24 protein-coding genes are annotated in these 25,196 nt (G+C 39.1%); 16 read left to right on the top strand and 8 right to left on the bottom strand.

All coding sequences use genetic code 11. The annotated features are described in order from the left end of the window. The first annotated feature begins 7 nt into the window (after positions 1-7). The 8 genes from GWJ05_RS10320 to GWJ05_RS10285 all read left to right on the top strand — a co-directional run bounded on the left by GWJ05_RS10320 (position 8) and on the right by GWJ05_RS10285 (position 8,069). Entirely contained in the window at positions 8-2,011 is a 2,004-nt protein-coding gene (locus GWJ05_RS10320) for a vWA domain-containing protein (RefSeq protein ID WP_161681399.1), read from the top strand. Next, complete coding sequence (locus GWJ05_RS10315) at positions 2,011-2,703, top strand: ABC transporter ATP-binding protein (protein ID WP_036933709.1); 693 nt, start codon at positions 2,011-2,013, stop codon at positions 2,701-2,703. The genes GWJ05_RS10320 and GWJ05_RS10315 overlap by 1 nt, the downstream gene beginning before the upstream one ends. Further along, on the top strand, positions 2,684-3,919 hold the full coding sequence (locus GWJ05_RS18745) for an ABC transporter permease (protein ID WP_036933707.1): 1,236 nt from the start codon (positions 2,684-2,686) through the stop codon (positions 3,917-3,919). Before GWJ05_RS10315 ends, GWJ05_RS18745 begins: the two co-directional genes overlap by 20 nt. Then, entirely contained in the window at positions 3,909-5,465 is a 1,557-nt protein-coding gene (locus GWJ05_RS10305) for an SUMF1/EgtB/PvdO family nonheme iron enzyme (RefSeq protein ID WP_036933705.1), read from the top strand. Before GWJ05_RS18745 ends, GWJ05_RS10305 begins: the two co-directional genes overlap by 11 nt. Before the next feature lie 24 nt (positions 5,466-5,489). Then, positions 5,490-6,173, top strand: a complete 684-nt coding sequence (locus tag GWJ05_RS10300; RefSeq protein WP_052038419.1) for a hypothetical protein — start codon at positions 5,490-5,492, stop codon at positions 6,171-6,173. A gap of 17 nt (positions 6,174-6,190) precedes the next feature. Further along, a complete protein-coding gene (locus tag GWJ05_RS10295; RefSeq protein WP_087803732.1) occupies positions 6,191-6,679 on the top strand; it encodes a hypothetical protein in 489 nt (162 codons plus the stop codon). 259 nt (positions 6,680-6,938) lie between these two features. Then, positions 6,939-7,490: an Ail/Lom family outer membrane beta-barrel protein gene (locus tag GWJ05_RS10290; RefSeq protein ID WP_036933701.1), complete on the top strand. Its 552-nt coding sequence runs from the start codon at positions 6,939-6,941 to the stop codon at positions 7,488-7,490. Between the two features lie 66 nt (positions 7,491-7,556). Next, positions 7,557-8,069, top strand: a complete 513-nt coding sequence (locus GWJ05_RS10285) for an outer membrane beta-barrel protein (RefSeq protein WP_036933700.1) — start codon at positions 7,557-7,559, stop codon at positions 8,067-8,069. 105 nt (positions 8,070-8,174) lie between these two features. Here GWJ05_RS10285 and chbG read toward each other — a convergent pair whose 3' ends face one another. The 6 genes from chbG to GWJ05_RS10255 all read right to left on the bottom strand — a co-directional run bounded on the left by chbG (position 8,175) and on the right by GWJ05_RS10255 (position 13,540). Continuing rightward, positions 8,175-8,939 carry a chitin disaccharide deacetylase gene (chbG, locus tag GWJ05_RS10280; RefSeq protein ID WP_036933698.1) on the bottom strand — a complete coding sequence of 255 codons (765 nt, stop codon included), beginning with the start codon at positions 8,937-8,939 and terminating at the stop codon, positions 8,175-8,177. Positions 8,940-8,975: 36 nt separating this feature from the next. Further along, positions 8,976-10,331: a 6-phospho-beta-glucosidase gene (locus tag GWJ05_RS10275; RefSeq protein WP_036933696.1), complete on the bottom strand. Its 1,356-nt coding sequence runs from the start codon at positions 10,329-10,331 to the stop codon at positions 8,976-8,978. Positions 10,332-10,492: 161 nt separating this feature from the next. Next, positions 10,493-11,341 (bottom strand): transcriptional regulator ChbR, encoded by an 849-nt coding sequence (gene chbR / locus GWJ05_RS10270; RefSeq protein WP_036933694.1) that lies wholly within the window; start codon positions 11,339-11,341, stop codon positions 10,493-10,495. A 10-nt stretch (positions 11,342-11,351) separates the two neighbouring features. Beyond that, positions 11,352-11,699, bottom strand: a complete 348-nt coding sequence (chbA, locus tag GWJ05_RS10265) for a PTS N,N'-diacetylchitobiose transporter subunit IIA (protein WP_036933692.1) — start codon at positions 11,697-11,699, stop codon at positions 11,352-11,354. Positions 11,700-11,760: 61 nt separating this feature from the next. Then, on the bottom strand, positions 11,761-13,119 hold the full coding sequence (chbC, locus tag GWJ05_RS10260) for a PTS N,N'-diacetylchitobiose transporter subunit IIC (RefSeq protein ID WP_036933690.1): 1,359 nt from the start codon (positions 13,117-13,119) through the stop codon (positions 11,761-11,763). A gap of 94 nt (positions 13,120-13,213) precedes the next feature. Further along, positions 13,214-13,540 carry a PTS sugar transporter subunit IIB gene (locus GWJ05_RS10255; RefSeq protein WP_036933688.1) on the bottom strand — a complete coding sequence of 109 codons (327 nt, stop codon included), beginning with the start codon at positions 13,538-13,540 and terminating at the stop codon, positions 13,214-13,216. A gap of 453 nt (positions 13,541-13,993) precedes the next feature. On the opposite strand from GWJ05_RS10255, the gene GWJ05_RS10250 reads away from it, so the two are divergent. The 4 genes from GWJ05_RS10250 to GWJ05_RS10235 are packed head-to-tail and all read left to right on the top strand — an operon-like array spanning position 13,994 to position 17,676. Further along, positions 13,994-14,953, top strand: coding sequence for a siderophore ABC transporter substrate-binding protein (locus GWJ05_RS10250; RefSeq protein ID WP_036933685.1), 960 nt, complete (start codon positions 13,994-13,996; stop codon positions 14,951-14,953). Between the two features lie 9 nt (positions 14,954-14,962). Continuing rightward, entirely contained in the window at positions 14,963-15,925 is a 963-nt protein-coding gene (locus GWJ05_RS10245) for an ABC transporter permease (protein WP_036933682.1), read from the top strand. After that, a complete protein-coding gene (locus tag GWJ05_RS10240; protein ID WP_036933680.1) occupies positions 15,912-16,919 on the top strand; it encodes an iron chelate uptake ABC transporter family permease subunit in 1,008 nt (335 codons plus the stop codon). Before GWJ05_RS10245 ends, GWJ05_RS10240 begins: the two co-directional genes overlap by 14 nt. Position 16,920: 1 nt before the next feature. Continuing rightward, the gene (locus GWJ05_RS10235) at positions 16,921-17,676 is read left to right on the top strand and encodes an iron ABC transporter ATP-binding protein (protein ID WP_036933678.1); all 756 of its coding nucleotides are present in this window, start codon (positions 16,921-16,923) and stop codon (positions 17,674-17,676) included. 64 nt (positions 17,677-17,740) lie between these two features. On the opposite strand, the gene GWJ05_RS10230 is transcribed toward GWJ05_RS10235, so the two are convergent. Then, entirely contained in the window at positions 17,741-18,295 is a 555-nt protein-coding gene (locus GWJ05_RS10230; RefSeq protein ID WP_036933676.1) for a TetR/AcrR family transcriptional regulator, read from the bottom strand. Between the two features lie 87 nt (positions 18,296-18,382). Between GWJ05_RS10230 and GWJ05_RS10225 the strand changes: the two genes are divergently transcribed. Further along, a complete protein-coding gene (locus tag GWJ05_RS10225) occupies positions 18,383-19,882 on the top strand; it encodes an MFS transporter (RefSeq protein ID WP_161681398.1) in 1,500 nt (499 codons plus the stop codon). A 52-nt stretch (positions 19,883-19,934) separates the two neighbouring features. Here GWJ05_RS10225 and GWJ05_RS10220 read toward each other — a convergent pair whose 3' ends face one another. Next, positions 19,935-20,720: an AraC family transcriptional regulator gene (locus tag GWJ05_RS10220; RefSeq protein WP_036938726.1), complete on the bottom strand. Its 786-nt coding sequence runs from the start codon at positions 20,718-20,720 to the stop codon at positions 19,935-19,937. Positions 20,721-21,167: 447 nt separating this feature from the next. Here GWJ05_RS10220 and GWJ05_RS10215 point away from each other — a divergent pair, with 447 nt between their 5' ends. The 3 genes from GWJ05_RS10215 to GWJ05_RS10205 are packed head-to-tail and all read left to right on the top strand — an operon-like array spanning position 21,168 to position 25,122. After that, complete coding sequence (locus GWJ05_RS10215; RefSeq protein WP_103005169.1) at positions 21,168-23,588, top strand: DMSO/selenate family reductase complex A subunit; 2,421 nt, start codon at positions 21,168-21,170, stop codon at positions 23,586-23,588. Next, positions 23,585-24,226 (top strand): DMSO/selenate family reductase complex B subunit, encoded by a 642-nt coding sequence (locus GWJ05_RS10210; protein WP_036933670.1) that lies wholly within the window; start codon positions 23,585-23,587, stop codon positions 24,224-24,226. Before GWJ05_RS10215 ends, GWJ05_RS10210 begins: the two co-directional genes overlap by 4 nt. Beyond that, on the top strand, positions 24,223-25,122 hold the full coding sequence (locus tag GWJ05_RS10205; RefSeq protein WP_036933668.1) for a dimethyl sulfoxide reductase anchor subunit family protein: 900 nt from the start codon (positions 24,223-24,225) through the stop codon (positions 25,120-25,122). The genes GWJ05_RS10210 and GWJ05_RS10205 overlap by 4 nt, the downstream gene beginning before the upstream one ends. Positions 25,123-25,196: the final 74 nt, after the last annotated feature.

The following is a 25,196-nucleotide window of genomic DNA, read 5'->3' as shown; positions in this document are numbered from 1 at the left end:
AAGTCGCATGAAAAAGGCGCATTGGCTTACTCTTATTCTCAGCGGTTTAATTCTGACAGCGCCAGCAAGTGCTGAAGAGAAAAAGCCGTTACTACAAGAGGGTAAAAAGACTCTCTATCAACGTGTATTAACTTATCCGGGTTGCCAAGTGGCTGACACTGTTGGCGCAAAAGGTAAAGAGCAACCTGCATTTAGCCGTTTTTATGTTTATCAACGCCAAAAACAAGGTGCCAACGAGTGGTTACAAGTTGGCCCTGATAGCTTAGGTCATATCAGTGGTTGGATGAATGCAAGTTGTACATCAGAATGGAAAATGCAGCTAACACTCGCATTTACTAACCCTGCTGGTCGTAACCCAATGCTGTTTTTCAAAGATAAGCAAACGGTTGAAAGCTTACTTGAAAGCCCAACGCCTGAAAAACAGTACAAACCCTTTTTAGCAGATATCAAAAATCAGAAAGTGAATCCGGCTGTGTTAGCGAAAGAGCCAGATTATATGATTGATCAGAAAAATAATTTCTATTTGCTACCGGTATTAGGCTCAGATGAAGTCTTTACTGATGCAGGCTATAAAGTGCGAGTACTCAATGTGGCTTCTGTCTCTTCGCAAACCAAAGACAGCAAAGACGCACAGAATGCGAATGCAACTCCAAACAATACAAAACCGGCAACGCCTGACAGCAAAGATGCTGACAATATGATGCAAGGTTTTTCTGCTGCAGTGGTATTTGTTATCGACTCAACAATATCAATGGATCCTTACATTGATAGAACCAAAGAAGCGATTCAGAAGGTTTATGCTCAAGTCGAAAAAGACAATATATTGGATAAGGTAAAATTTGGTTTAGTGGCATTTCGCTCGAATATCAAAGCCGTCCCCGCATTGGAATACGATAGCAAAATGTTTGTAAACCCCAATGACGTAAAAGATGGTCCTGATTTCCTGAATAAAGTCAAAGAATTGCGCCAAGCAAAAGTCTCCAGTAGTCGTTTTGATGAAGATGCTTATGCAGGTGTAATGCAAGCCCTTGATGATGTTGATTGGACTCGTTTTGGTGCACGTTACGTTATTTTAATTACGGATGCGGGAGCATTAACAGGAGATGATCCTCTGTCATCAACTAAACTCGATGCTGAACAAATTCGTCAAGAAGCCGCTTATCGTGGTGTTGCACTTTATACCCTGCATTTAAAAACTCCATCAGGGACAAAAAATCATGCTTCGGCACAAGCGCAATATGAAGCACTAACGCTTAATCCGTTCTTACACAAATCGCTTTACTACCCTATTAACTCAGGAGATGTAAATAGTTTTGGTCGTATGGTAGATAGTTTAGCCACTGCGGTAACAACACAAATTCAAACTGCTTATCGTGGTGAAGCCACCGTAGGCAGTGCATTGAATGCCGATCCTGCTTATAGCCAAAATAAAGAAACGGATACCTTACTAAGTGATGCACATGATCTAGGCTATGCCATGCGTTTAGCGTATTTAGGTGAAAAACAGGGTACAAAAGCCCCCCCTGTTTTTAAAGCATGGATAAGTGACCGTGATTTATTACAGCAAAATATCCCAACGACAGAAGTACAAGTATTACTCACCAAAAGTGAGCTTAGCGATTTAAGTGATGTCATGAAAAAAATCGTTAATGCCGCTAACGAAGGCTTGATCTCACCTGACAATATGTTTGCTGATTTGCGCTCGATTGCAGCAACAATGGGCAACGATCCCAATCAAATAAAACAAGGCTCAGCAACCAAATTAGGTGAAATGGGCTTACTGGGTGAATATGTCGAAAACCTCCCTTATTTAAGTGAAGTCTTAGGCTTAGATGAAGAGACATGGAAAAGCTGGGATGGTCTTGAACAAGAGAAATTTATCCGCCGTTTAAATACAAAATTACAATATTATCAACGTTATAACGAAGATGTTGATCGTTGGATATCTCTTGCACCACAAAGCGATCCTCGCGATCACGTTTATCCTGTTCCACTGGAAAACTTGCCTTAATGATCCAGATTGAAGGTATGGCAATTACGCGTGGTGATGCGCAACAGGGTTTTCGTGTTGCGCTTCCTTCATTGGCCCTTAAAAAAGGTGAAATTGGCGCGCTAACTGGATTAAGTGGCTGTGGAAAAAGCACCTTATTGGAAATGATCGGACTCATCTTACGCCCTGATGAATTAACCCATTTTCAACTTGATGATGAATTAACGCTCACACAAGCAGTATTAAATAATGAACAAGCACAACTCGCATCATTACGTGCTGAGAAATTGGGCTTTATGCTTCAAAGTGGGGGGTTACTTCCTTTTTTAACCGTGATGCAAAATATTCAATTACCTCGCAAAATGCTGGGATTAACACCACATTCTTCTTGGCTTGCTCACGCAATTGATCATTTGCAATTACGCCCTTTACTTAATCGCCTACCTCGCCAACTCTCTATTGGTGAACGTCAACGTGCGGCATTTATTCGCGCTATTGCTCATGAGCCCACATTATTACTCGCTGATGAACCCACAGCAGCCCTTGATCCCCATAATGCACAAGTACTGTATACACTGATTGTTGAGATGGTGAAACAGTTAGAGATCTCCGCATTGGTTGTTAGCCACGATTGGTCTTTAGTTGAGCGTTTTGAATTTAGCCACTATCACGCACAATTAGAAGGAGGCGGTAGTGTCTTTATCAAACAATAACGCCAATCCTAATCGCCTTGGCTTACTCAGCTCACTCGCTTGGCGTGACTTAATTTACGATCGCAAAGTCGCATTATGTATTGTGTTCTCTTTAGTCTCAGTTATTGCACCACTGTTACTGCTGTTTGGATTAAAAAACGGCATTGTGACACAACTTCATAACCAACTACTTAACGATCCTCGTAATCTTGAAATACGTATGCTAGGCAATGGCAATTACCCACAAAGTTGGTTTCATGAGATTGCGCAAAAAGAAGAGGTACGTTTTGTTATCCCATTAACACGTAGCTTAAATACCCAAGCGGATATTGTGATTGATGGACAACGTTTTATCGATAACGCTGAAGTTATCCCGACAGCAGAAAACGATCCTTTATTAGAGGGCGTTATTATTCCCCAAAATGCAGACACCTTAGTACTCTCTGCTAATGCCGCACAAAAATTACAGGCTAATGTCGGTGATAGCATCCGATTATTTATCAGCCGCAAACTTAATGGCATCAATGAACGTGCAAAACGTACCTTTACTGTTGGTGCCATTATCAGTGATAGCAAATTTTCAAGAGCTGCGGCCTTTGTTTCTCTTGATGTTTTAGTGGCAATGGAAGATTACCGTGATGGTTATCAAGCCCCTCTTTTTGGTATTACACAAGGTGTTGAGGCAAAACCAAGAACCCAGTTTGCTAAAGCTCGCCTTTATGCCAAAAATTTAGATACCATCGCACCATTAGATGATTGGTTTCGGCAACAACACATTGATGTAATAACACAAAAAAGCCAAATAGACTCTGTAAAAGCCATCAGCTATGTCCTTAACGTTATTTTTTCCGTGATTGCTTGGGTCTCACTATTAGGTTGTATTGCCTCATTAATTGGCGCATTCCTCGCCAATATTGACCGCAAACGTAAAGACATGGCGGTACTACGTCTATTGGGTTTTCGTCAATTTGCCGTTTCTTTATATATTGTGTTGCAAGCACTGTTATTAACCTGCGTTGCTTTTATTTTAGCCCTTGGGCTTTATGGTATTGGTAGCACCTTATTTACTACATTATTAGGCACACACTTACCTGAACAAGCCTTTGTTTGTCAGTTAACGTTTTGGGATTTATTGATTGCCATGTGCAGTGCCTTACTGGTGGCCTTAGTTGTGGCCAGTATTGGCGCATTACGTGCCGTTTCGATTGAACCTGCGGAGAGCTTACGTGAAATTTAATTTATCGCTTTTAACTTTATCATTCGCGCTGTTATCTAGCAGTTTTACGACATCAGCCCAATGGGATGATAAATTTGTTAATCCAAAAGCCTTACCTGATGATGTGATATTGCCATTTCCTTGCGAAGGTTCGATGGTCTTTCGCCAAGTGGCCGTGCCATTAAGCCAACCATTACAAGACTACAGTGTTACTTTAGGGCAAGAAGGCGATGAATGGGGTTATTTAGAGCAATCACGAGCTGAACATATTGCGGGTAGCTTCCCACTCAAAGGTAAAGAAAAAGGCCGATATTACCTTATGGCGAAATATCCCGTCACTGATCTGCAATATAACGCCATGCAAAGCACCATTAATGGTAAAGCGTGTCCTGTTCCCTCGAATAAATTACGTTTACCGAAAGTGAATATTAGCTGGTACGAAGCGATGCAATTTGCCGATCAATATAATCAATGGCTAAGAAGCCACCATCCAGAAGCATTACCCGTTGAAGATGGCGCAAAAGGCTTTGCACGATTACCGACTGAAACTGAATGGGAATTTGCGGTGCGGGGTGGCCTAAAAGTTTCAGCATCCGAATTTCGTGATACTCGTTTTCCTATGCCGGAAGGCACCAAAAACTATATTTGGTCAGCAGGTAGCCAATCCTCTAATGGCTCATTACAACTCACCGGTTTGTTATCACCCAATCCATTAGGCTTACATGACATGTTAGGTAATGTCGCTGAAATGATGTTTGAGCCTTTTCGATTAAACAAGCTTGATCGCTTACACGGACAAGCGGGTGGATTTATTGTACGTGGTGGTAGTTATTTAACCCCAGAAAGTGATATACGCAGTTCATGGCGTCAAGAAGAGCCTTACTACACCAATACCGAGGTAAATAAAAATAAATACACAGGCTTTCGGTTAGCCATTGTTGCACCGACATTGACATCGCGCGATAAAATCAAAGAGATAGAAAAAGAGTGGCAACAATTAGGCAATGAGAAAACCACTCACAATAACTCAAAAACCAATAGCGATAATTCCATTAATAGCCTCAATACGCTCTCAACCCAAGTACAAGATGAAGCACTGAAAAAACAGTTAGCTGAATTGAAAAATACATTACGAGCAAATGCACAACTGCGTGATGAGCAACGAGATCAAGCTATCCGTACCTCACTGCAATTAGGTGCTTTTTTATGTACAAAGTTAAAAGATGATGGCGAATTCTATGACCGATTAATCGCATTACATGAAAAAAATTGTCCTGCAGGCACTAAAGATACCACTTGTGAACGACGTCAAGAGCAAGTCAATGAACATAAGAAAACACTCGACTTCGTTGTAAGCTATTACGCAGATACCTTAGTGGATATGGCGACCACATATGACGCCTCTTTAGTTAAACCGCAAATTGACGTTGTACGCCAATTGATGGAAGCCAGAGGTAAATCAAATTTAAATACGTACCTTTCAACATATATGCAGGGACTCCAAGGATATTGGGCTAACGGTAAAGTTTCACGGAAAGAATGGCTTGAAGCGTGCAAAAAACAATAACAGAGACTTTGGGATAGGTGTGGTATGAATAAACGACTTATGGCGGTACTTAGCATTAGTGCCGTACTTGCTTTATCAGGATGTCAAAGTAACAGTGGGGCTGATCCCCGTTTGAAAAATAACAGCGATATGGAATTTTTCAGTAAATCAGGTATTACAGCTTGTGCAGGAGGGGCGGCTATCGGTGCATTAGGCTGTTTAGTCTCAAATTCGAGCAATAAAGGCGCATGTATGCTCATTGCGGCAGTCGCTGGTTGTGGTGTCGGTATTGGCGCCAATGCCTATTTAGACAATAAACGTCAAAATTATGCAACCAAAGAAGAGATGCTCAATTCAATGATTGCTGATATTCAAAATGAAAATCAGCGCTTACAGAGCGCCTCTAATACAGCGAAAGCGGTTATTGCTGACGATAAAAAAACGATTGCAAAAATTGAGCAAGATATGAAGCAACAACGTATCAATAAAGTTGCTGCTGAGAAACAACTGAAAGGTATTGATGCCAATATCGCCACACTACGCTCTCGCTTAGCCGATATGAAAAAACGTGAAGCTGAATGGCGTGATATTGCAACACAAAGCCGTCAAGATGGCCTAAAAACAGCACAACTAGATAAACAAATCAATGGGATGAAACAACAAGTAACCTCGTTACAAGAAGAACTTGATAGCCTTTATACCCAACGTACTGCAATAAAACTGAGTTAACGTTAAAAAGGATGATAATGAAATTTTTACCTCTTTCCCTTGCTGGCATAACCTTACTATTAAGCGGTTGTGTCACCAATCCCGCTGATTGTGATCCAACAGCGGGTGATGTCAGTATAATTACTAAATTTAACTGTAATTATTCAGGGATTTATGACAATCGTATTGAACAAAAAAAAGCAATTTTAGGTAATGAACAAGCATTAAACACCGAGTTTAAAGCCGTTCTTGCTGCCATTGAGAAAGAAAAACAACAGACCAATGCAGATTTAAAAAGTAAACAAGCTAGTCAGCGAGCATTAAGCCAATCAATGAATAATCTGTTAAATCAAATTCGCCAAAAAACCAAAGGGCAAAATGATATTCAAAAGCAGATCAATGAAATTGATAAGCAAATGAAGGCGGCACAAAACAACCCATCAAAATCAGTGATGGAAAAACAGCTTGAATTAGAGAACTTACAAAATCAAGTCATTAGTCTACAAAGTGACCTAGGACTTAAATAAAGCCTCAAAGGCTCTCTAGATAATAGAGAGCCTTTCTCTTTTATATCTACTTCTTCATTTTATTATTGATTTCTATTACTAATTAGAACTAATTTATATTAATTATTTAATAGTGTTATTAATAATTAAATAGGCACTTTAATAAAATAACCTTATTTAAATACATGTACTCTTTTTTATTCCATTAAAAACAAACTCATTATTATAATTCCCCCGCTTCATAATACGTTCTCCGTTTTTTATTTATGGGATACAACTAATGAAAACAAAATTATTATCAACTTTATTTATTAGTGGCTTATTAGCTACCTCTTCTGTTTATGCGCAAAATGATTTTAAATTAGATAAAACCACACTTTCAGCGGGTTATGCACAGGTCAAAATGGCGGGTCAGAATATAATGCACGGTGGTGTCTTTTCTATTCGTCAAGAAATCAATTCCCAATTTGGTATTTTAGCAACAGCTACTTATGCTCAAAATGAATATGATTTAAATAAGCCTATTAATACTTTCTTTAAAGATGTGAATGCTCGTTATTACTCTGTAATGGCAGGTCCTACATTACGTCTCAATGATTTTATTAGTGTTTATGGCACCGCGGGTATGAGCCAAATTCAATTTAAATCTGAAAGTTCAGAAGTAAAAAAATTAAAGAAAAATGCATTTAGTTGGGGAGCGGGTTTAATCGTGAATCCTGCAGAAATGGTTTCTATTTCTCTTGGATATGAGAATAGCCGTTTTAAATTTAAAGATACCGACAGCAAAATTATTTTAGATGGTTTCGTAGCGAATATCGGTTACCGTTTCTAAATAATTTTAAGCACATATTATTTTATAGTATGTGCTTTCTATTTACTTATAATTAAAAACTATATTATGAAAAACATTTTATTATTAGCTTGCTTACCTTTTTCTTTATTTTTCACCACATCAATTTATGCAAAAAACAGTAACACTCTAGTTTCTATTGGCTACGCTCATATCAAAATAAAAGATTTACCCACAGCTAATGGGATAAATATGAAATATCAGTTTAATCCCAATACGAATAAAAAAACCTCTCTACGACTTTCAGGAACAATAGCACACAGATCGTTATCCCATAGTGGAAGATTACGTTATATCTCACTTGCAATGGGTCCTGCCTATGCATTAACACCTTTTGTTGAACTATACGGCGTTATTGGGGTAAGTGGTATGAGTTATCAAACACCAGAAAATATAAATAAAGACCATTCATCTAAATCAGTAAGTTGGGGAACGGGTATCACGTTAACATCACCACAAAATATTACACTTACTTTAGGCTATGAGGGTAGTCATTTCAAAATGGAAGGAAAAAACCATCCAAGCAAGACACTTATCGCCAGTATTGGTTATCGGTTTTGATTTTATTCAAAACAAAAATGCCTCTACTTTATAAAAATAGAGGCAAAATAATTCAAAAAGACCCACACTAGGGAATAAACACAGACACCGATTGTCTAAAACCCACTACATTAATAAATCTTGATATGTTCCTAGCCGATAACCTCTTTCCAAAATAGCGCGTTTTAATGCACTATCTGTTAATACTTCAAGTTCCATTAAGCGCTGGAAACAATAGCCACTTGCACGCAATGGATTATCCACAAAAGCAGGATGTGTCATCACTTCAATAGAGTGCTCATGACGCGCTTTTGATTCATCAAGTACCTTTAAAAATAAAGCTTGAGTGATTTCATCGCCATAAAATTGACTATCAAAACCATCACTACTGATCACACCTTGAGTATCAATGCCTTCTTGACATGCTAGTGGCCTATCAACTCGCATTGGCAATGACTTTTCTTTAGCAAACTCCGCCACAATAGGAAAGATTTGCTTAAACATATGCACATGGTGGTGACTATCAATATGGTCGGGTGCACAACCAAAAATCTCAATAAAACGCTGATATTGAGCTTGAAGCTCAATACGAATTTCATTAAGCGGTAAATCACCCTCTTCTGCCATTTGCCATACCCATTTTCCGAGTACACCTTCACGCGTTAAAGAAGGTAAAGGAGACAGTGGTTTCCCCATCGTCAAAGTAAAGTGAAGCCCAACACCTAAGCCAGGCAACTCATGACGCAATTGTGCAGCGTGTTCAATTCCCTCAGCATTGACAAGTGCCGTTGTTGAGCTAACAACACCATGACGAAAACACTCTACAATACCGTAGTTTTGACCTTTACTAAGCCCAAAATCATCCGCATTCACAATTAATAAACCAGCCATTCTGTCTCCTTATCACTTATATTTATCTGCCGACAATTAATGAGAGGCTTTTTCTAACTCAGCAATTACTTTAGCAAAATGCGGTAGATGTGCTTTATGCGCTAATAACAGCTCACGTGTAAGCACTTCTGCATCTCTGTCGGAAAGTACTAATGGCGTTAAATTCATGGCTAATAAAGCGTCATTTAATTCACCGCTAATAGCCGCTTTACTGGCCGCAATTTCAAAGGCTTTAATGGTATGAATTAATCCCATCACTTTTTCATCAAAATGTGTTAATCGAGGATGAGGTTTAGCGCCATCTCGACCTAAAATTGCAGTCACTTCAATCGACCAATCTGCGGGAATATTATCAATATGACCATAATGTGGAATATTCACATAATGCTCAGCTTGTTTATCATTATAAATAGCGTTAATCACTTCACAGGCTGCATCAGAATAATAAGCCCCACCGCGCAATTCCAACTCTTTGGGCTTAATGTTTAAATCGGGATCCTTATACAATTCAAACAATTGTTTTTCGACTTTTTGTACCACTTTAGCACGGGCACCACCTTTGTAATATTCGCCCATTTCAATGGCTAACATCTCTTTTTGCTTGAAGTAATACAGTAAATAAGAGCACGGTAACATATTAAGAGAACGAATTAGCCCTTCACTAAACGGTAAATCAAAAATATTCTTCACTGAACCTGCAGTTAATGTTCCTGAAGCGACGCCATCTAATAATTCAGGAAAACGAGACTGACCATTTACAATGACATCTTTAATAAACACCATGTGATTTAAACCAAATAAATCAATGGAGAGTTCATCTTTATCTGTTAACTTCAGAACATCTGTAATAAACATCTTCATGCCAATTGGGATATTACAAACGCCAATAAATTTCTTAAAGTTGGTATGACGATAAACTGCTTCAGTTACCATACCTGCTGGATTCGTAAAATTGATGATCCACGCATTAGGGCAAATTTCTTCAACATCTTTAATAATATCGAAAATAACGGGGATAGTACGTAAGCCTTTAAATAATCCACCCGCACCATTAGTTTCTTGACCTAAATAGCCATGGCTTAAAGGAATAGACTCATCAAGCTCTCTTGCTTTTAATTGACCAACACGCAATTGTGTTGTCACAAAATCTGCATCTTTTAATGCTTCACGGCGATTAAGTGTTTTATAAATAGTTAAAGGAATACCCGCTTTTTTGACCATACGTTGGCAAAGTTCAAAAATAATATCAAGCTTCTCTTTACCTTCTTCAACATCCACTAACCATAATTCTGTAATCGGTAGTTCATGGTAACGCTTAATAAAACCTTCTAATAATTCAGGCGTATAACTGCTTCCACCACCAATGGTAACGATTTTTAATTTATGACTCATAAAATACTCCCATACAGCACAATAATGCTGTTATTTGTGTATTAATGGCGAAATTAAGCCGTAAAGAGTCCTTGAAGAAAATAGACTTATTTTCTTCTTTCTCTCTATTTCAAATAAAATCAATCTTTGTTATTGATTAATTTCTTACGCTTAATAATGAATTAATTTGTCTCTTTAATACTGCATAAGTTTTTCCGATAACTATTGGGTGTCAGCGATGTTATTTTCTTAAATGTCTTAATAAATAAACTCGGGCTACTGTAACCTGCATCAAAGGCTATATCAGTTATCGAATAGTTTGTTATTTCTAACTGTTTTTTGGCAAAATTTATTCGAATATCATGAATGATTTGCATGGGTGTTTTATCGTAATAACGCCGAGTTGCTCGGGTTAAATACTCTTGTGATTTCCCAGATAACATAACCATATTAACAAGTGCATTCTCACCAAATTTTTGTTTGTCATGCATCTCGCCTACGGTATCTCTTAGCCATAAAGGAATATCATCTTGTGTTCTATTTTCTCGATGGTGTCGTAATCTATTCACCACATTAAAGGTGACAATTTCAATAAATTCATTAAATTCCGTATGGCGGAAATTTAATGAGCCAATAACGGATTCTATATAGGAAAGAAACTCATTTTTTAATTCATAAACTTGTGAGGCAATAAAATAAGAAGGTAATAACGAGAGATAATGTTTATCAAAAAAAGCTTTACTGATCCCAACATTTAAAATACGTGTCGCACCAAACTCATAAAAACTCTGATGATGAGAGCCTATGGGAATAAAAACAAAATCACCACGCTCTAATAAAATCTTTTTACCATTAATCTCTTGATAATAACGCCCTGTTAAAACAATGGTGAATTCGTAATAATCATGTTGATGCAGTCCGCTGACACTTTCTGTTTTATTATAAATAAAAACATGAAAATTTTTGCCATTAAATAGCTGATCTTCATAGACCATACGTATTTCGCTTTGTGCTCTCAATGACTCCACCACAGTATTCACCTTATTTTATCTTTTCATGTAACTCAATTAACTCTGTCACTAACTCTCTAGCTAACATTGACGTCATTAAATGATCTTGAGCATGAACTAAGACTAAACTGACTTTCGTTTTTCCCACACCTTGGTCATCACCAATTAAACGTGTCTGTATTTTATGAGCTTCATTTAAAGCTTCACGAGATTGCTCCATTAACTTTCTCGCGCCATCAAAATCACCTTCTTTGGCTTTTTTTAATGCACCATAAGCCACACTGCGAGCTTGACCTGAATTAATAATAAGCCCCATGATGATCTCTTCAAATTCATCATCGGTTGCACTGCTATCAACGGTATTTTCAATATCTAACATCATATTTCCTCTTTGATACTGACAAGTGCAGAGAAAACTCTGCACTTGTGTTTTCTATCACTTAAAATTTCAACGCATTGGCAATATCTTCTTCACTTTCTTCTTTCTCAATTTCAGTTTGAGCTTTATTTGAAATGATGACAAAAGGAAGATAAATCAGTGTTGCTACACCTAAGTTAAATAGAGCTAATAATAGTGCTGCAATACTGCCGTTAGTGTTAAAAAATGCGCCTAATCCCGTTGGCATCGTCCACGGTGCAATGTTTGTGACCGGAGGGATGATCCCTAAGTAATAAGCCGTTACGGTAATTGCAGCAAGAATTGGCTGAATAAGAATAAACGGAATAAACATCACGGGATTCATAATGACAGGCAAACCAAAAATAATCGGTTCATTAATTTGGAATAAACCTGCTGGCAATGCCAGTTTTGCTACTTGGCGATGATCTGCGCGACGAGATGCGATAAAGATAGCAATAATAAGCCCCAGAGTTGCCCCGGTTCCCCCTAAGAAGATGAAGGAATCTAACATTGGTTTCGCCCAGAGATGGAACGTCTTACCAGCAGCCAATGCGGCTTCTACTGAGCCATATTCAGTATAAATAGAGACGTTTTCTAGTGCCCATGGCGTCATAATACCACTATCGAGTGCAGCAAGTGCGAGTGATCCATGAATACCAAAGAACCACAATAGAGAAGTAAAGATGACATAAGCCCAACCAACAACAGAACCCATCGATGCTAATGGTGTTGAGATTGAATCTAAAATAATTTGGTGGAAGTTTGTCTCATACGTCGCTAATCCCCACGAAATAATCCCCATAATCGATAAAATAATAAAACCTGGAATTAATGCCGAGAAAGAACGTGAAACAGAAGCCGGTACACTATCTGGTAAACGAATAACCCAATTACGGCGCACAATAAAGGTGAACATTTCCGCCACAACAAGACCAATAATGATACCTGAAATAATATTTGCGCCACCTAACCAGTTAGCACCAACGGCATAAGCACCAGCTGCGTTGTAAGGTGTTACCGTCATAAAGGCAGCAATAGAGAGTAAACCAGCCGCAATCGGGTCAACTTTTCGCTCTTCTGCTAATGCCATTCCGATAAAAAATGGCGCCATCAACGACATGATACCTAATGTACCGTTATAGACGTTCCCCCCGATAGCTTTAAAACCATTGAGTGTTTCTATTGTTGATGCATCAAGGCGGATACCTAGAGAATAAAAGAAGGAGCCATCACCAAAACTAAGAAAAACGTTATTGATAAGTACAAACATTGCTCCTGCGAGGGTTAATGGCATTAAACGGATAAAACCATTTTTGATAGCATTAACGTGAGGTTGCTTTCCAATTTTAACCGCAAAAGGAAGGAGTACCTTTTCAAGTGAACCAATGACCTTACTCATAGAAAAATACCCTTAAAATGCCGCTAATTGCTCGGCTTGCTGAAAAATTCGCTCTTTGACTGGAATAGAAATAATAAAAAAATAAAAAATAAAACTAATTTGTTGTTGCAGATGCTTTTTTAATAGAGGCGACAGCGGCTTTTAACACCCCTAAACCATCTACTTTTCCGTATAGCAAAGAATCGATCACTTCGACCGGTTTATGAGGCAATAATTTTTGGATATCAGGTAACATCCAACCAATTTGTGGACCTAGCAAAATCAAATCAGCATCCTGTCCTTTTTGTGCCGCTAATGTTTCAGGAAATGCTTCAATAACCACAGGCACATCATATTTTTCTGCTTGTGCTCGCATTTTGGTCACGAGAAGGGATGTTGACATGCCAGCAGAACAAAATAAGTAAATATATTTCTTTTGCATAAAACCCTCTTGAGTTGGCAACGATTTACCCTAGAGAATAACCAGGCTTTCTCTTGTGCATTCATTACTGTGTCAGTACAGAAACCGAAGTAAGATTAAAACATGGATTGTTTCTGCTTGAATGAAGTATACGCAATGATACTAGTTAACGATATTTCTTATAGGTTAATAATTGTCTCTCCTTGACCTACTCTTTTGACACTCTTCACAAATTGAGCAAATAATCTTAAGCGTTCTTTCACGTCACAAAATTTGTTCTTCATTTTCCTTTAATGATCTCTCGCAAAATTTCGCCATTTTAGTCAAGTTAATCCTTTATTATTATGAGAATGTGAATTAGTATCATTACTCTTTATGCTTTTGGTGGTATTATCATCTTCTTTGTGGATCGACATTTAAGCCACTGCTGTAAAGATCCGTCTTATTTCGTGTTGCAACAATATGGGAAAGAAAATGTTTAAAAAGTCATTAAGCCCACTGTTTTTACTGCTTTCTTCACTTGTTATCGCCGGTTGCGATAATGCTCAAGACACATCAACAGCACAATCAGCAGAGAAGCAAACTCTCACGATTGAACATTTTCAAGGGACAACTGAAATCCCTGCACACCCACAAAAAGTGGTTGTGATGAATATGGAAACCCTCGATATTATTGATGCATTAGGTGCTCCTATTGTTGGTCTTCCACAAACCAATGTTCATTTACCTAAATTTTTAGAAAAATACACCAATCCGAACGACTATATCAATGAAGGTGCGTTATTCGAGCCAAACTATGAAAAACTCAGCACAACCGCACCTGATTTAATTTTAAGTGGTAGCCGTGCTCGTGATGCGTATGCGAAATTAAGTGAAATTGCGCCTGCGATTTCAATGGATATCGATCCGAAACGTTTTGTCGAAAGCCTTGCTGAACGCACAACAACATTAGGTCAGATTTTTGGCAAAGAAGAACAAGCTAAAAAATTACTGGCTGATTTCAATACTAAAATTGATACTGTAAAAGCCAAAACACCCGATGCAGGTAAAGCAATGGTTGTATTAGTCAGTGGTGGTAAAATCTCAGCGTATGGTCCTGGTTCTCGCTTTGGCTTTATCTACGATGTATTAGGTTTTGAGCCCGCTTATGTATTTGATAGCCCAGGCTCACACGGCAACATCGTCAACTCTGAATTACTGTTAAAACTTAACCCTGATTGGATGTTTGTTATTGACCGTGATGCAGCGATTGGTCGTGAAGATTCACAACCCGCTCAACAAGTCCTTGATAATGCATTGGTAAGAAAAGTGAATGCTTGGAATAAAGACCAAATCATCTATCTTGATGCAAGCTCTATTTATATCTCTGGCGGGATCCAAACCTACTCTCGCTTAATGGATACGATTAATCAGGCTTTGGATCAAAAAAAATAAAGTAACTGAATGAAAACGTTCCATTTATCATTGGGGATAGGACTTGTTGCTATCCTCTCAATGATCAGTTTATTTATCGGCGCAGGAGATATCACTCCTGCTTCGCTTTTTACTGATCCTGATATGCGCGATATCTTCTTTATCAGCCGTGTGCCAAGAACCCTGTCATTATTACTTGCCGGTGGTGCCATCAGTGTTGCAGGCTTAATTATGCAACTGCTAACTCAAAATCGCTTTGTCGAGCCCTCTCTTGCAGGAACAACTCAATCTGCAAGCCTCGGGTTGTTAGTCGTCATGTTGCTCTTTCCTGCGGCGGGCATCTTTACCAAAATGGTAGTGGCTACTGTTTTCGCCCTTCTTGGTACGTTGTTATTTATGTTACTCCTGCAAAGGATCACGTTAAAAACAACACTGATTGTGCCTTTAGTGGGAATTATGCTTAGCGCAGTTATCGGTGCATTGACTATCTTCTTAGCCGTTTATTTCGATTTATTGCAATCCTTAGATGCATGGACAAGTGGCGATTTTTCAAGTGTATTACAAGGCCGTTATGAGTTGTTATGGCTTGTAGGTGCACTTGCATTAATGGCGTGTTGGGTCGCTGATAGCTTTACTGTTGCTGGTATGGGACGTGAGTTTTCAATTAATGTGGGCCTAAATTACCGTAAAGTGATGATCATCGGATTATCGATTATCGCTCTAATTAGTGGCGTCGTTGTTTCTGTTGTAGGTGCATTACCTTTTCTCGGCTTGATTGTGCCAAATCTGGTGAGCTTAGTGATGGGGGATAATATTCGTAAAACCATCCCTTGGGTTTGCTTAAGTGGCGGCGCTATCGTTTTATTATGTGACATCATTGGTCGCCTTATCCGTTATCCATTTGAGATCCCAGCTAGCGTTATTTTAGGGGCTGTAGGGGCTGTCATTTTCCTTTTCTTATTATTAAAGCAACAACGTTATGCAAAAAGTTAATTCATCTATAATTAGCACATGTACTGGCGCTGTTAAAGATAAGAAAAAGCGCCTATCTCCGATGGCACGTATTGGGTTATTGCTTGGTGCCTCGTTATTAGCCATTGTGTTATTTATGACAATAAACCTAAATGGCAATATCTCTTATATTCTGACTCATCGTGCTTATATCGTTCTCACCATGATTGTAGTGGCGTTCGCGGCCGGTGTTTCCACCATATTGTTCCAAACTATCGCGAATAACCGTATCTTGACACCGTCGCTGATGGGATTAGAGGCTCTGTTTGTTTTGCTACAAACCGTGTTTGTCTTCTTTGAAGGTGATATGCCTGTATCGTGGATGTTGAACCTATCAAAGTTTTTCCTAGAATCAACATTGCTGGTACTGTTTTCGGTTGTACTCTATCGTTGGTTATTCAGCTCTGTGCGTTTTAACATTAATTTAGTCCTGATGATTGGAATTATCTTAGGCACGTTATTTCGCAGTTCAGCGACTCTATTACAACGTTTGATGGATCCCAATGAGTTCTCCATTTTACAAGGGCGCATGTTTGCCACTTTCACCCGTGCAACCCCTGATCTTATCTTTTGTGCTTTAGCGATTATTGTGGTTGTTGGCATCTTACTTTGGCGTATGCGCTACAGCTTTGATGTCATGGCATTAGGTCAAGCAAATGCCATTAACCTTGGTATAAATTACCGCAAACAAACCACTTATATTTTATTACTGATTTCTGTTTTAGTGGCTGTTTCAACTGCCTTAGTTGGTCCATTAACCTTTTTAGGTTTAATTGTGGCTAACCTTGCTTACCATATCAGTGGCAGTAGCCAACACCGTTTCTTAATGCCTGTTGCCTTTTTACTGGGCACTATCGCCTTAATCGGCGGGCAACTGGTTTTAGAATATGGTTTAAAAATGACAGGAACACTTTCTGTTGTAATTGAGTTTGTCGGTGGAATGTTCTTTATCTATTTGGTGTTAAGAAGACTTTAATATGATTGAAATCAGCAAAATATCAAAGCATTATCAAGATATAACCGTTCTCGATAATATTACAACAACAATTCAACGTGGCGGTATTACTTCGATCATTGGCCCTAATGGTGCGGGTAAATCCACACTGCTTTCTGTTATTGGACGTTTATTAATTCCTGAAAGTGGCATGGTCAGTGTTAACGGTATGGACGTTGCAGCAACAGATAGCGATGTGCTTGCAAAAAACCTTTCAATACTGCGCCAAGAAAACCAGTTCGTCAGTCGTTTAACCGTAGAAGAATTAGTCGGATTCGGCCGTTATCCTTACAGCAAAGGCCGTTTAACGCTTGATGATAAAAAAGTCATTGATGAGTCATTAGCTTTTTTAAATTTAACTGAATTTCGTCATCGCTATCTCGATGAATTGTCTGGTGGGCAACGTCAACGCACCTATGTGGCGATGGTGCTATGCCAAGACACAGAATATGTCATGCTTGATGAACCACTCAATAATCTTGATATGAAACATGCGGTGATCATGATGAAACTTCTGCGAAAAGCCGCAGATGAATTAGGAAAAACTATTATTATTGTTATTCATGATATCAATTTTGCCTCTGTTTATTCTGACTATATTTTAGCCATGCGTAATGGACAATTGTATTATCATGGCTCCCCAAAAGAGATAATGAAAGCGGACATTATCGAAGATATTTTCGACACCCCCGTTGACGTTAAAGAGCTCGATAATAAATTAATTGCTATGTATTACTAATTCTATTTATCCCGATTATCGTCAATAAAAAGCATGTTGTTCTTCTTATTAACAACATGCTTTTTTATTGTCTTTTTTCTTTTGAGATCAGCGCCGAATCAATATCTTCAAAGATAGATTGCCATTCATTATCATCAATATCCATCAACCCAAAATAGCGTAACAAAAAAGTGCCTTCTGCTGCTAAAAATGCCAATCGCGCACGTTTTCCTGCTTCTGTTTTCGTATCTACACCTGCTAATCGTTGCTGATACCACTCTTTTGTACTTTGTAAATATTCTGGCGTTTGTAGCAAAGCGGCCATCAAACTGGCACCTTTAGCAAAGGCGACCTTATCATGTGTATGAATGGCACGAATATGTGCGGTTACCCGATTTTCAGGCGAATTATCGTTTTCAACGATCGCGTTAAATTTAGCTTCGTAACTACCTTCCCAGTGTTCAAACATTGCGTCAATCATCGCTTCTTTGCTACTAAAACAGTATTGAACACCACCTTTTGAAATTCCCATTTTTTTCGCCACAGTGTCAATAGTCAGAGCCGCAGCACCTTGCTCCATGACAATATCAAAAATGGCTTCGAGTAGCTTTTCTCTATCAATCGTTCTTTGGCGTCCCATGAAAAAACCTCTTTTCAATACGTTCGTATGGATTTATATTATACCCGCTAGTAAAAATAATACTCATAAAAATAACCGAGATTCTCTATGATAAAAGATTATAAGCGTTGGATAGTATTACTTTTGGTATCTAGCATGCTGTTTCTCATTGTTGTTGATGTAACGGTGCTTTATACCGCATTACCTCGTTTAACCCATGATTTAAATGCAAGTGCTTCAGAAAAGCTTTGGATAATGAATGCTTATCCATTAATTGTTGCTGGATTATTACCTGCAGCAGGAATGCTCACAGACAGAATAGGCCATAAAACACTCTTTATTTGTGGGTTACCATTATTCGCGTTCGCCTCTTTGTGTGCGGCTTTTTCTCCCACTGCGACAACCTTAATTGCGTCTCGTGGCTTTTTGGCTGTGGGAGCAGCAATGAGTATGCCTGCCACCCTATCGATAGTGCGACAAGTCTTTAGTGACTCGCAAGAGCGTGCTATTGCGATTGGCATTTGGTCTGCAGTTGCTTCAGGCGGTGCGGCTTTGGGGCCTTTAATTGGTGGGATGTTACTTGAACATTTTTGGTGGGGCTCAGTCTTCTTAATTAATGTCCCGATTGTTCTTTTAGTATTACCATTCTCTCTTTGGCTTATTCCTAAGTTCGCAGGACAGGGTAACCACAAAATCGATTATTTAAGTTCAGTGCTTATCTTAATCGGTTTGATCAGTGCCATTTATGCTTTAAAAGAGCTAGGCAAACCTTATACACAGTGGAATGAAGTCGCTATTGCGGGCGTCATTGCAGCCATTTTTCTCACCTTATTTACTTTGCGCCAGCGTAAACAAGCTCACCCAATGATTGATTTTAGGTTATTTAAAAACCGTTTTTTTAGTATCGGTATTTTAATGGCTGTTCTTTCAATGGTGATTATTGTGGGGATTGAATTGTTGCTTAGTCAACGCTTACAACTGGTTGCTGGTTTTACCCCCTTAAATGCAGCATTAGTGATCTTACCTATTCCAGTTGGCTCTGTATTAGCCTCTCCTCTAGCGGGCTATTTTTTAACACGATTAGGTGAAATCCGCCTGATTATTTGCGGATTCTTGCTCACTTTAATCGGAAATATATGGTTAATCGCTATCTATCAAACAACCTCTCCAATCGTGTTAATCGGTAGCTTATTTTTCATTGGCTTTGGCTTAGGTATTATTTTTACGACAGCATCGACATCTATTATGTTAAGTGTTGCCGATAAACAAGCTGGCATGGCGGCTTCTATCGAAGATGTCGCTTACGAACTTGGGAGTGTGATTGGTGTGACGTTTATGGGCAGTTTAATGAGTACGGTCTATACCTTAAAACTCGTACTACCTGACGCATTAGCTATCAATAATGCTGTCTATGACAGTTTAGATGAAGCGCTAATTGTGGCGGAAAAATTACCTAATGACACCGCATTTCTTGTCATTTCCCAAGCAAATATCGCTTTTGAAAATGCCTTTTTCGTGGTGTTAGTTACCACCGCAATTATTACTGCGGTAAGTTTGATTTTCTTACCCTATTACTTGCACAATTCTATAAGAAAAAAGGGAGCTTAATCTTCAAAAGAAAGAAACGTGCCTATAAGGCACGTTTCTTAACCATCGAAGACTAAAACCGATCTATATCTAACGCATCCATACTAAAGTGAGAAGGCGATTGCCCCATCTGTTTTTTAAACATTGTCGAAAATGAGCCGGCACTGTTATAACCTAAGTCAAAGGCAATGTCGGTAATGCCGCGTCCTGATAAGATTTGTGTTAATGAATTCAATAAACAGACTTGTTGTCGCCATTGTGAAAATGACATTCCTGTTTGTTGGCGGAAAAAACGGCTAAAAGAACGTTCACTTTTATGTAATTTATCCGCCCACTGTTGCGGTAAAGAATCAATTTTAGGATGACGAATAAAATCACGACATAATTTAGCTAATTTACTATCTTGTGGAATAGGCGCAAAAAACGGTAACGGTTTTGCTTTCCCTAGTTCACATAAGATTAACTGCATTAAAAGACCATCTCGCCCTTTTTTATCATATTCTGCAGGCACATCTACAGCTTCAAGTAAAAGTTGACGAAAAAGAGGGGAAACACTGACAACTTCACATTGTTTGCTATCACGAGGGGCTGCAGAAGGCTCGATATATAAGCTTCGCGTACTCACTTCTAACATACGAGTTTCATGCCCAGTTTCTGGTGGGATCCACACACCACAAGATGGTGGAATAACCCATTCCCCCTCATCTGTACTCACTTCAATTAATCCCGTAGCCGGGTATAAAAATTGGGCTCGGCGATGTTGGTGCGTTTCTAACAGCGTATTGGGTAAATAGTCTGTACCCAGCGCAATAACATCTCGATCAAGTGAATCAACGCTTTTTAACGGTACATTTCTCACTGTTTGGATCACTCTCTTTTTATCTTCGTCCTTTTTAATATAGCAGTTATCCCATACTCCACGCATTGGCAAATAATGAGCTATATAATTAAAATAGTTATATATTTAAATAAACAACAAAAGTATCTTATGTGAAATTTCAACCTTCTTGATATCTATTTAATAAACCTTATTAACAATCAAAAAACGAGCTATTAACACCCTTCGTAAATAGGCTGAAATTCAAATGTCATTGTCTGGTTTTAGAATGTTGGCAAAAGATTAATCAACTACTATCCCTCTCGTAGATGTTATTTCGAACATGCTGCAATTATCTATGCATTCAATAATAATGCAGCGGATACCAGACATTCCCTTTATTCATAGCCTAGAAAAATCATGCACATTCTTTATATCAAGTATCGGGTATATCGGCATCCGCCTATTATGTTTAAGGTAGAGTTCATTATGAGCAATCAGTCCGATCACGATAGTGATACAAAGAGCATTCTTAACGATGTTAGTCGCCGTCACTTTATTCAAGCGAGCTCAGCATTAGTCACCCTCCCGTTCCTCGCTTCACACTCTTTTGCCACGACCACAGACAATGCTATACCCGTAAAACCAATAACAACTGAAGCTGATGAACGCGTTGTTTCAACTTGCAGTAGCTTTGACTGTGGCGGTAAATGTGATATTCGAGCCCATGTAAAAGATGGCAAAGTCACCCGTATTAGCACACGTCCCGATGCTGATCTAGATGAAGAAATGCCTATTATGCGTGCCTGCGTTCGAGGTCGCGGTTATCGAAAATTTGTCTATCATCCAGACCGTTTAAAATACCCAATGAAACGCGTTGGCAAACGTGGTGAAGGCAAATTTGAACGTATCACTTGGGAAGAAGCGACCACTCTTATTGCGCAAAATATGCAGCGTATGAACCAGCAATATGGCCCCGCATCACGCTTTATCAGCTTAAGTACGGGGGTTACTGGTGGTATTTTCTCTGGTGCGAATATGTTACGTCGCCTATTTAATATCACTGGGGGTTTTCTGGAAAACTATCACTCCGTTAGTAATGGAAATACCCTTGCGGTCACTCCTTATACTTACGGTACAGCTGCCAGTGGTAGCACACTTGATACGTTAGAAAATACCCCTCTTGTGATTTTATGGGGCCATAACCCTAACGAAACGATTTTTGGTCATTCAAACCATTTTTTCCAAAAAATGAAGAAAAACGGCACTAAATTTATTGTCGTTGATCCTCGTTATTCTGATACTGCCTCTTCTTTGGCTGATCAATGGATCCCGTTACTCCCCACAACAGATAACGCCATGATGGATGCGATGATGTATATCATCGTAAGCGAAAATCTGCATGATCAAGCTTTTATTGATAAATATACTGTTGGCTTTGATGAGCACCAAATGCCTGAAGGTGTGGATGAAAATGAATCTTTAGTTGCCTATTTAATGGGTAAAAAAGATGGCATTAAGAAAACCCCTGAATGGGCTGAAACCATCACTAAAGTACCAGCAGATACTATTAAACAATTGGCTCGCGAATATGCATCCACAAAACCAGCTACATTGATGCAAGGTTGGGGGCCTCAGCGCCATATTTGTGGTGAACGGACGGCACGCGGTGCAACATTACTTGCAACTATTACCGGTAATGTGGGTGTTCGTGGTGGTTGGGCTGCCGGCTATGGTATGGCTTTAAACTCTGAGTTGCGTAAAACCATTGCAGGACCAAGCCTATTAACCAACCCAGTAAAAGCGAAAATTAATATCACCAACTGGGTGCAAGCGTGTGAAGACAAAAATTTAGTCACACCACAAAATGGGTTACTGAACGCCGAGAAACTTGATACTGAAATCAAGATGATTTTCTCAATGGCGGGTAACTACATGACAAACCAAAATACCGATATTCTTCATGCTGCGAAAGTACTTGAAGATGAATCGAAAGTAGAATTTATCGTCTGTAGTGATCTGTATCTGACACCTAGTGCAAAATATGCCGATATTTTACTACCTGAAACCAGTTTCTTAGAACGCTGGAATATCGGTGGTACATGGAGTTATGGCGACTACATTATTCTTTCTGAAAAAGTCATCGAGCCTGAATTTGAACGTCGTACTGACTACGATTGGTTACGTGAAGTTGCCGATAAATTAGGTGTGGGTAAACAATTTAGCGAAGGCAAAGAGACTGATCGCGATTGGATTGAATATTTAGTCAATGACGCAAGTGTTAAGCGTCCTGAAGACGGTATTCCAACCTTTAAAGAACTATTGGTTAAACGCCGTCATCTCTTAAAACATCGTCCACATACCCAAAATGTGGCATTTGAGAAAAATATCCAAGATATCAAGAATAATCCATTCCCAACGCCATCGGGCAAAATTGAGATTTTCTCTAAGCGCTTATATGACATGAATAATGTCGATATTCCGGCACTCTCTCATTATGTGCCTGCCATTGAAGGGCCTGAAGATGCGCTAACGGATAAATTCCCATTACAACTGATCACATGGAAAGGGCGTAATCGCGCAAACTCAACACAATTTGCCAACCCTTGGTTACAAGAAGTACAGCGTCAAGAACTCTGGATTAACCCATTAGATGCCCAAGATAGAAACATTAAAGAGGGCGAAAAAGTCAAAGTGTATAACGATCGTGGGGTAACGATGGTTCCCGTCAAATTAACACAACGAATTATGCCTGGTGTCGTGGCCTTGCAAGCAGGAGCTTGGTGGCAACCTGATGCAAAAGGCATAGATCAAGGTGGATGTGCCAACGTATTAACATCATCCCGTAGCACCGCAATGGCACACGGCAATGCTCACCAAACATTATTGGTCGAGGTAGCAAAAGCATGAGTCAATTTATCGTTTATCCCGCTGTGAGCAACAAACAGTTAGGGTTTTATATCGACAACGCTCGCTGTTCAGGTTGTAAGGCGTGTCAGGTTGCGTGTAAAGATAAAAACAATCTTGATGTTGGACGTAAATTTCGTCGGGTCTATGAAATCACTGGAGGCGGTTATACTCGCAATCCTAAAGGCGCGCTAGTCAATAATGTCTTTGCTTACACGCTGTCTATCTCTTGTAACCACTGTGACGACCCTATTTGCGTTAAAAACTGCCCAACAACAGCAATGCATAAGCGTGAAGGTGATGGCATTGTCATGGTAGATACAGACAAATGTGTCGGTTGCGGTGCTTGTGCGTGGTCTTGCCCTTATGGCGCGCCACAAATGGATCCAGAAACCAAACAGATGTCGAAATGCGACTTTTGTATTGATTTACAGCAAAAAGGTGAACAACCGGTTTGTGTTGCAACTTGTCCTTTAGGTGCAATCCAATTTGGTCCTATTGATGAACTACGTGAACGTTATGGTGATTTAGATTATGTCACGGGTTTACCTTCCCCTGAAATAACGCATCCAAACCTTGTTATTAACCCACATCAGGGTGCCAATAATGACGGAATTAATAATAAGGGAGAAAGAAAATGAATGAATGGTCATTGTTAATCTTCACATTTATGATGAATGCGACCATTGGTCTTGCGCTAACAACAGGGCTTTTTGCGCGTCGCCTTTCTCATTATCTCAATGCAGAAAGCGACTATCGCTTTATGCTGTTAGCCTTATTTGTTATTTGTGGGTTAGCTGGTTTAGGCTCTATCGCTTCAATTACTCACTTAGGCGTACCGTTAAATGCACCGAATGCGATTAGAAATGTGTTTTCTGCTTGGTTAAGTCGTGAAGTTGCCGTCACGGCCATTTTTGTCGGTTGCCTAGGATTAACCTTTTTATGGCTCTGGCGCACTCGCAAACTCTCAATGCTTCTATTAAGTATCAGTATTCTGATTGGGTTATTTGATATCTATTGCATGGCGTCGATTTATCGCCATACCTCTATTTTAACCTGGATGGATCCTAACACTTACGTCATGTTCTTCGGGGCAATGTTAACGCTTGGCGCCGCTCTTTTCTTTTTGCTGACCAAAGTATTACAACGTATAGGCAGTAAGTTAGGTATTGAAATACCACAAGACTCTTTACCCATGCGCTGGAAATGGCAATTATGGGGAATAATGGCATTTAGCTTAATCGGTCGATTACTGTATCAACCTTTTTATGAGCAATATTTAACTAGCACACTCTATAGCCAAAAATCGGTGACATTCCCGTTATCGCCTATTCAAGTGTATTACTCCATTGGTTCGTTACGTACTACCTGTTGGATATTAGCCACCATTGCAGTATTAGCTTGTGGCTATAGTTTAGTGAAATTTCTAGCTCCTAAAAATCAAGGTAAATCAACTGAGTCTATTTTTGCACTTGGCTGTGTTGTCGCAATTATCGCTGACTTTATGTTGCGCTATGTTTTCTACTCAATTCACTAATTATCATTGAGCAAATCGTTTAAATAATAAAAAAACAAACCTCATTATTGGGGTTTGTTTTAAGGAAGTATTAA

Origin of the sequence: Proteus sp. G2626 (assembly GCF_009915985.1) — a bacterium.
Taxonomy (GTDB): Bacteria; Pseudomonadota; Gammaproteobacteria; order Enterobacterales; family Enterobacteriaceae; genus Proteus; species Proteus vulgaris.
The sequence above is the reverse complement of the archived record's forward strand: the minus strand, read 5'-3'. Positions and strand labels throughout refer to the sequence as shown.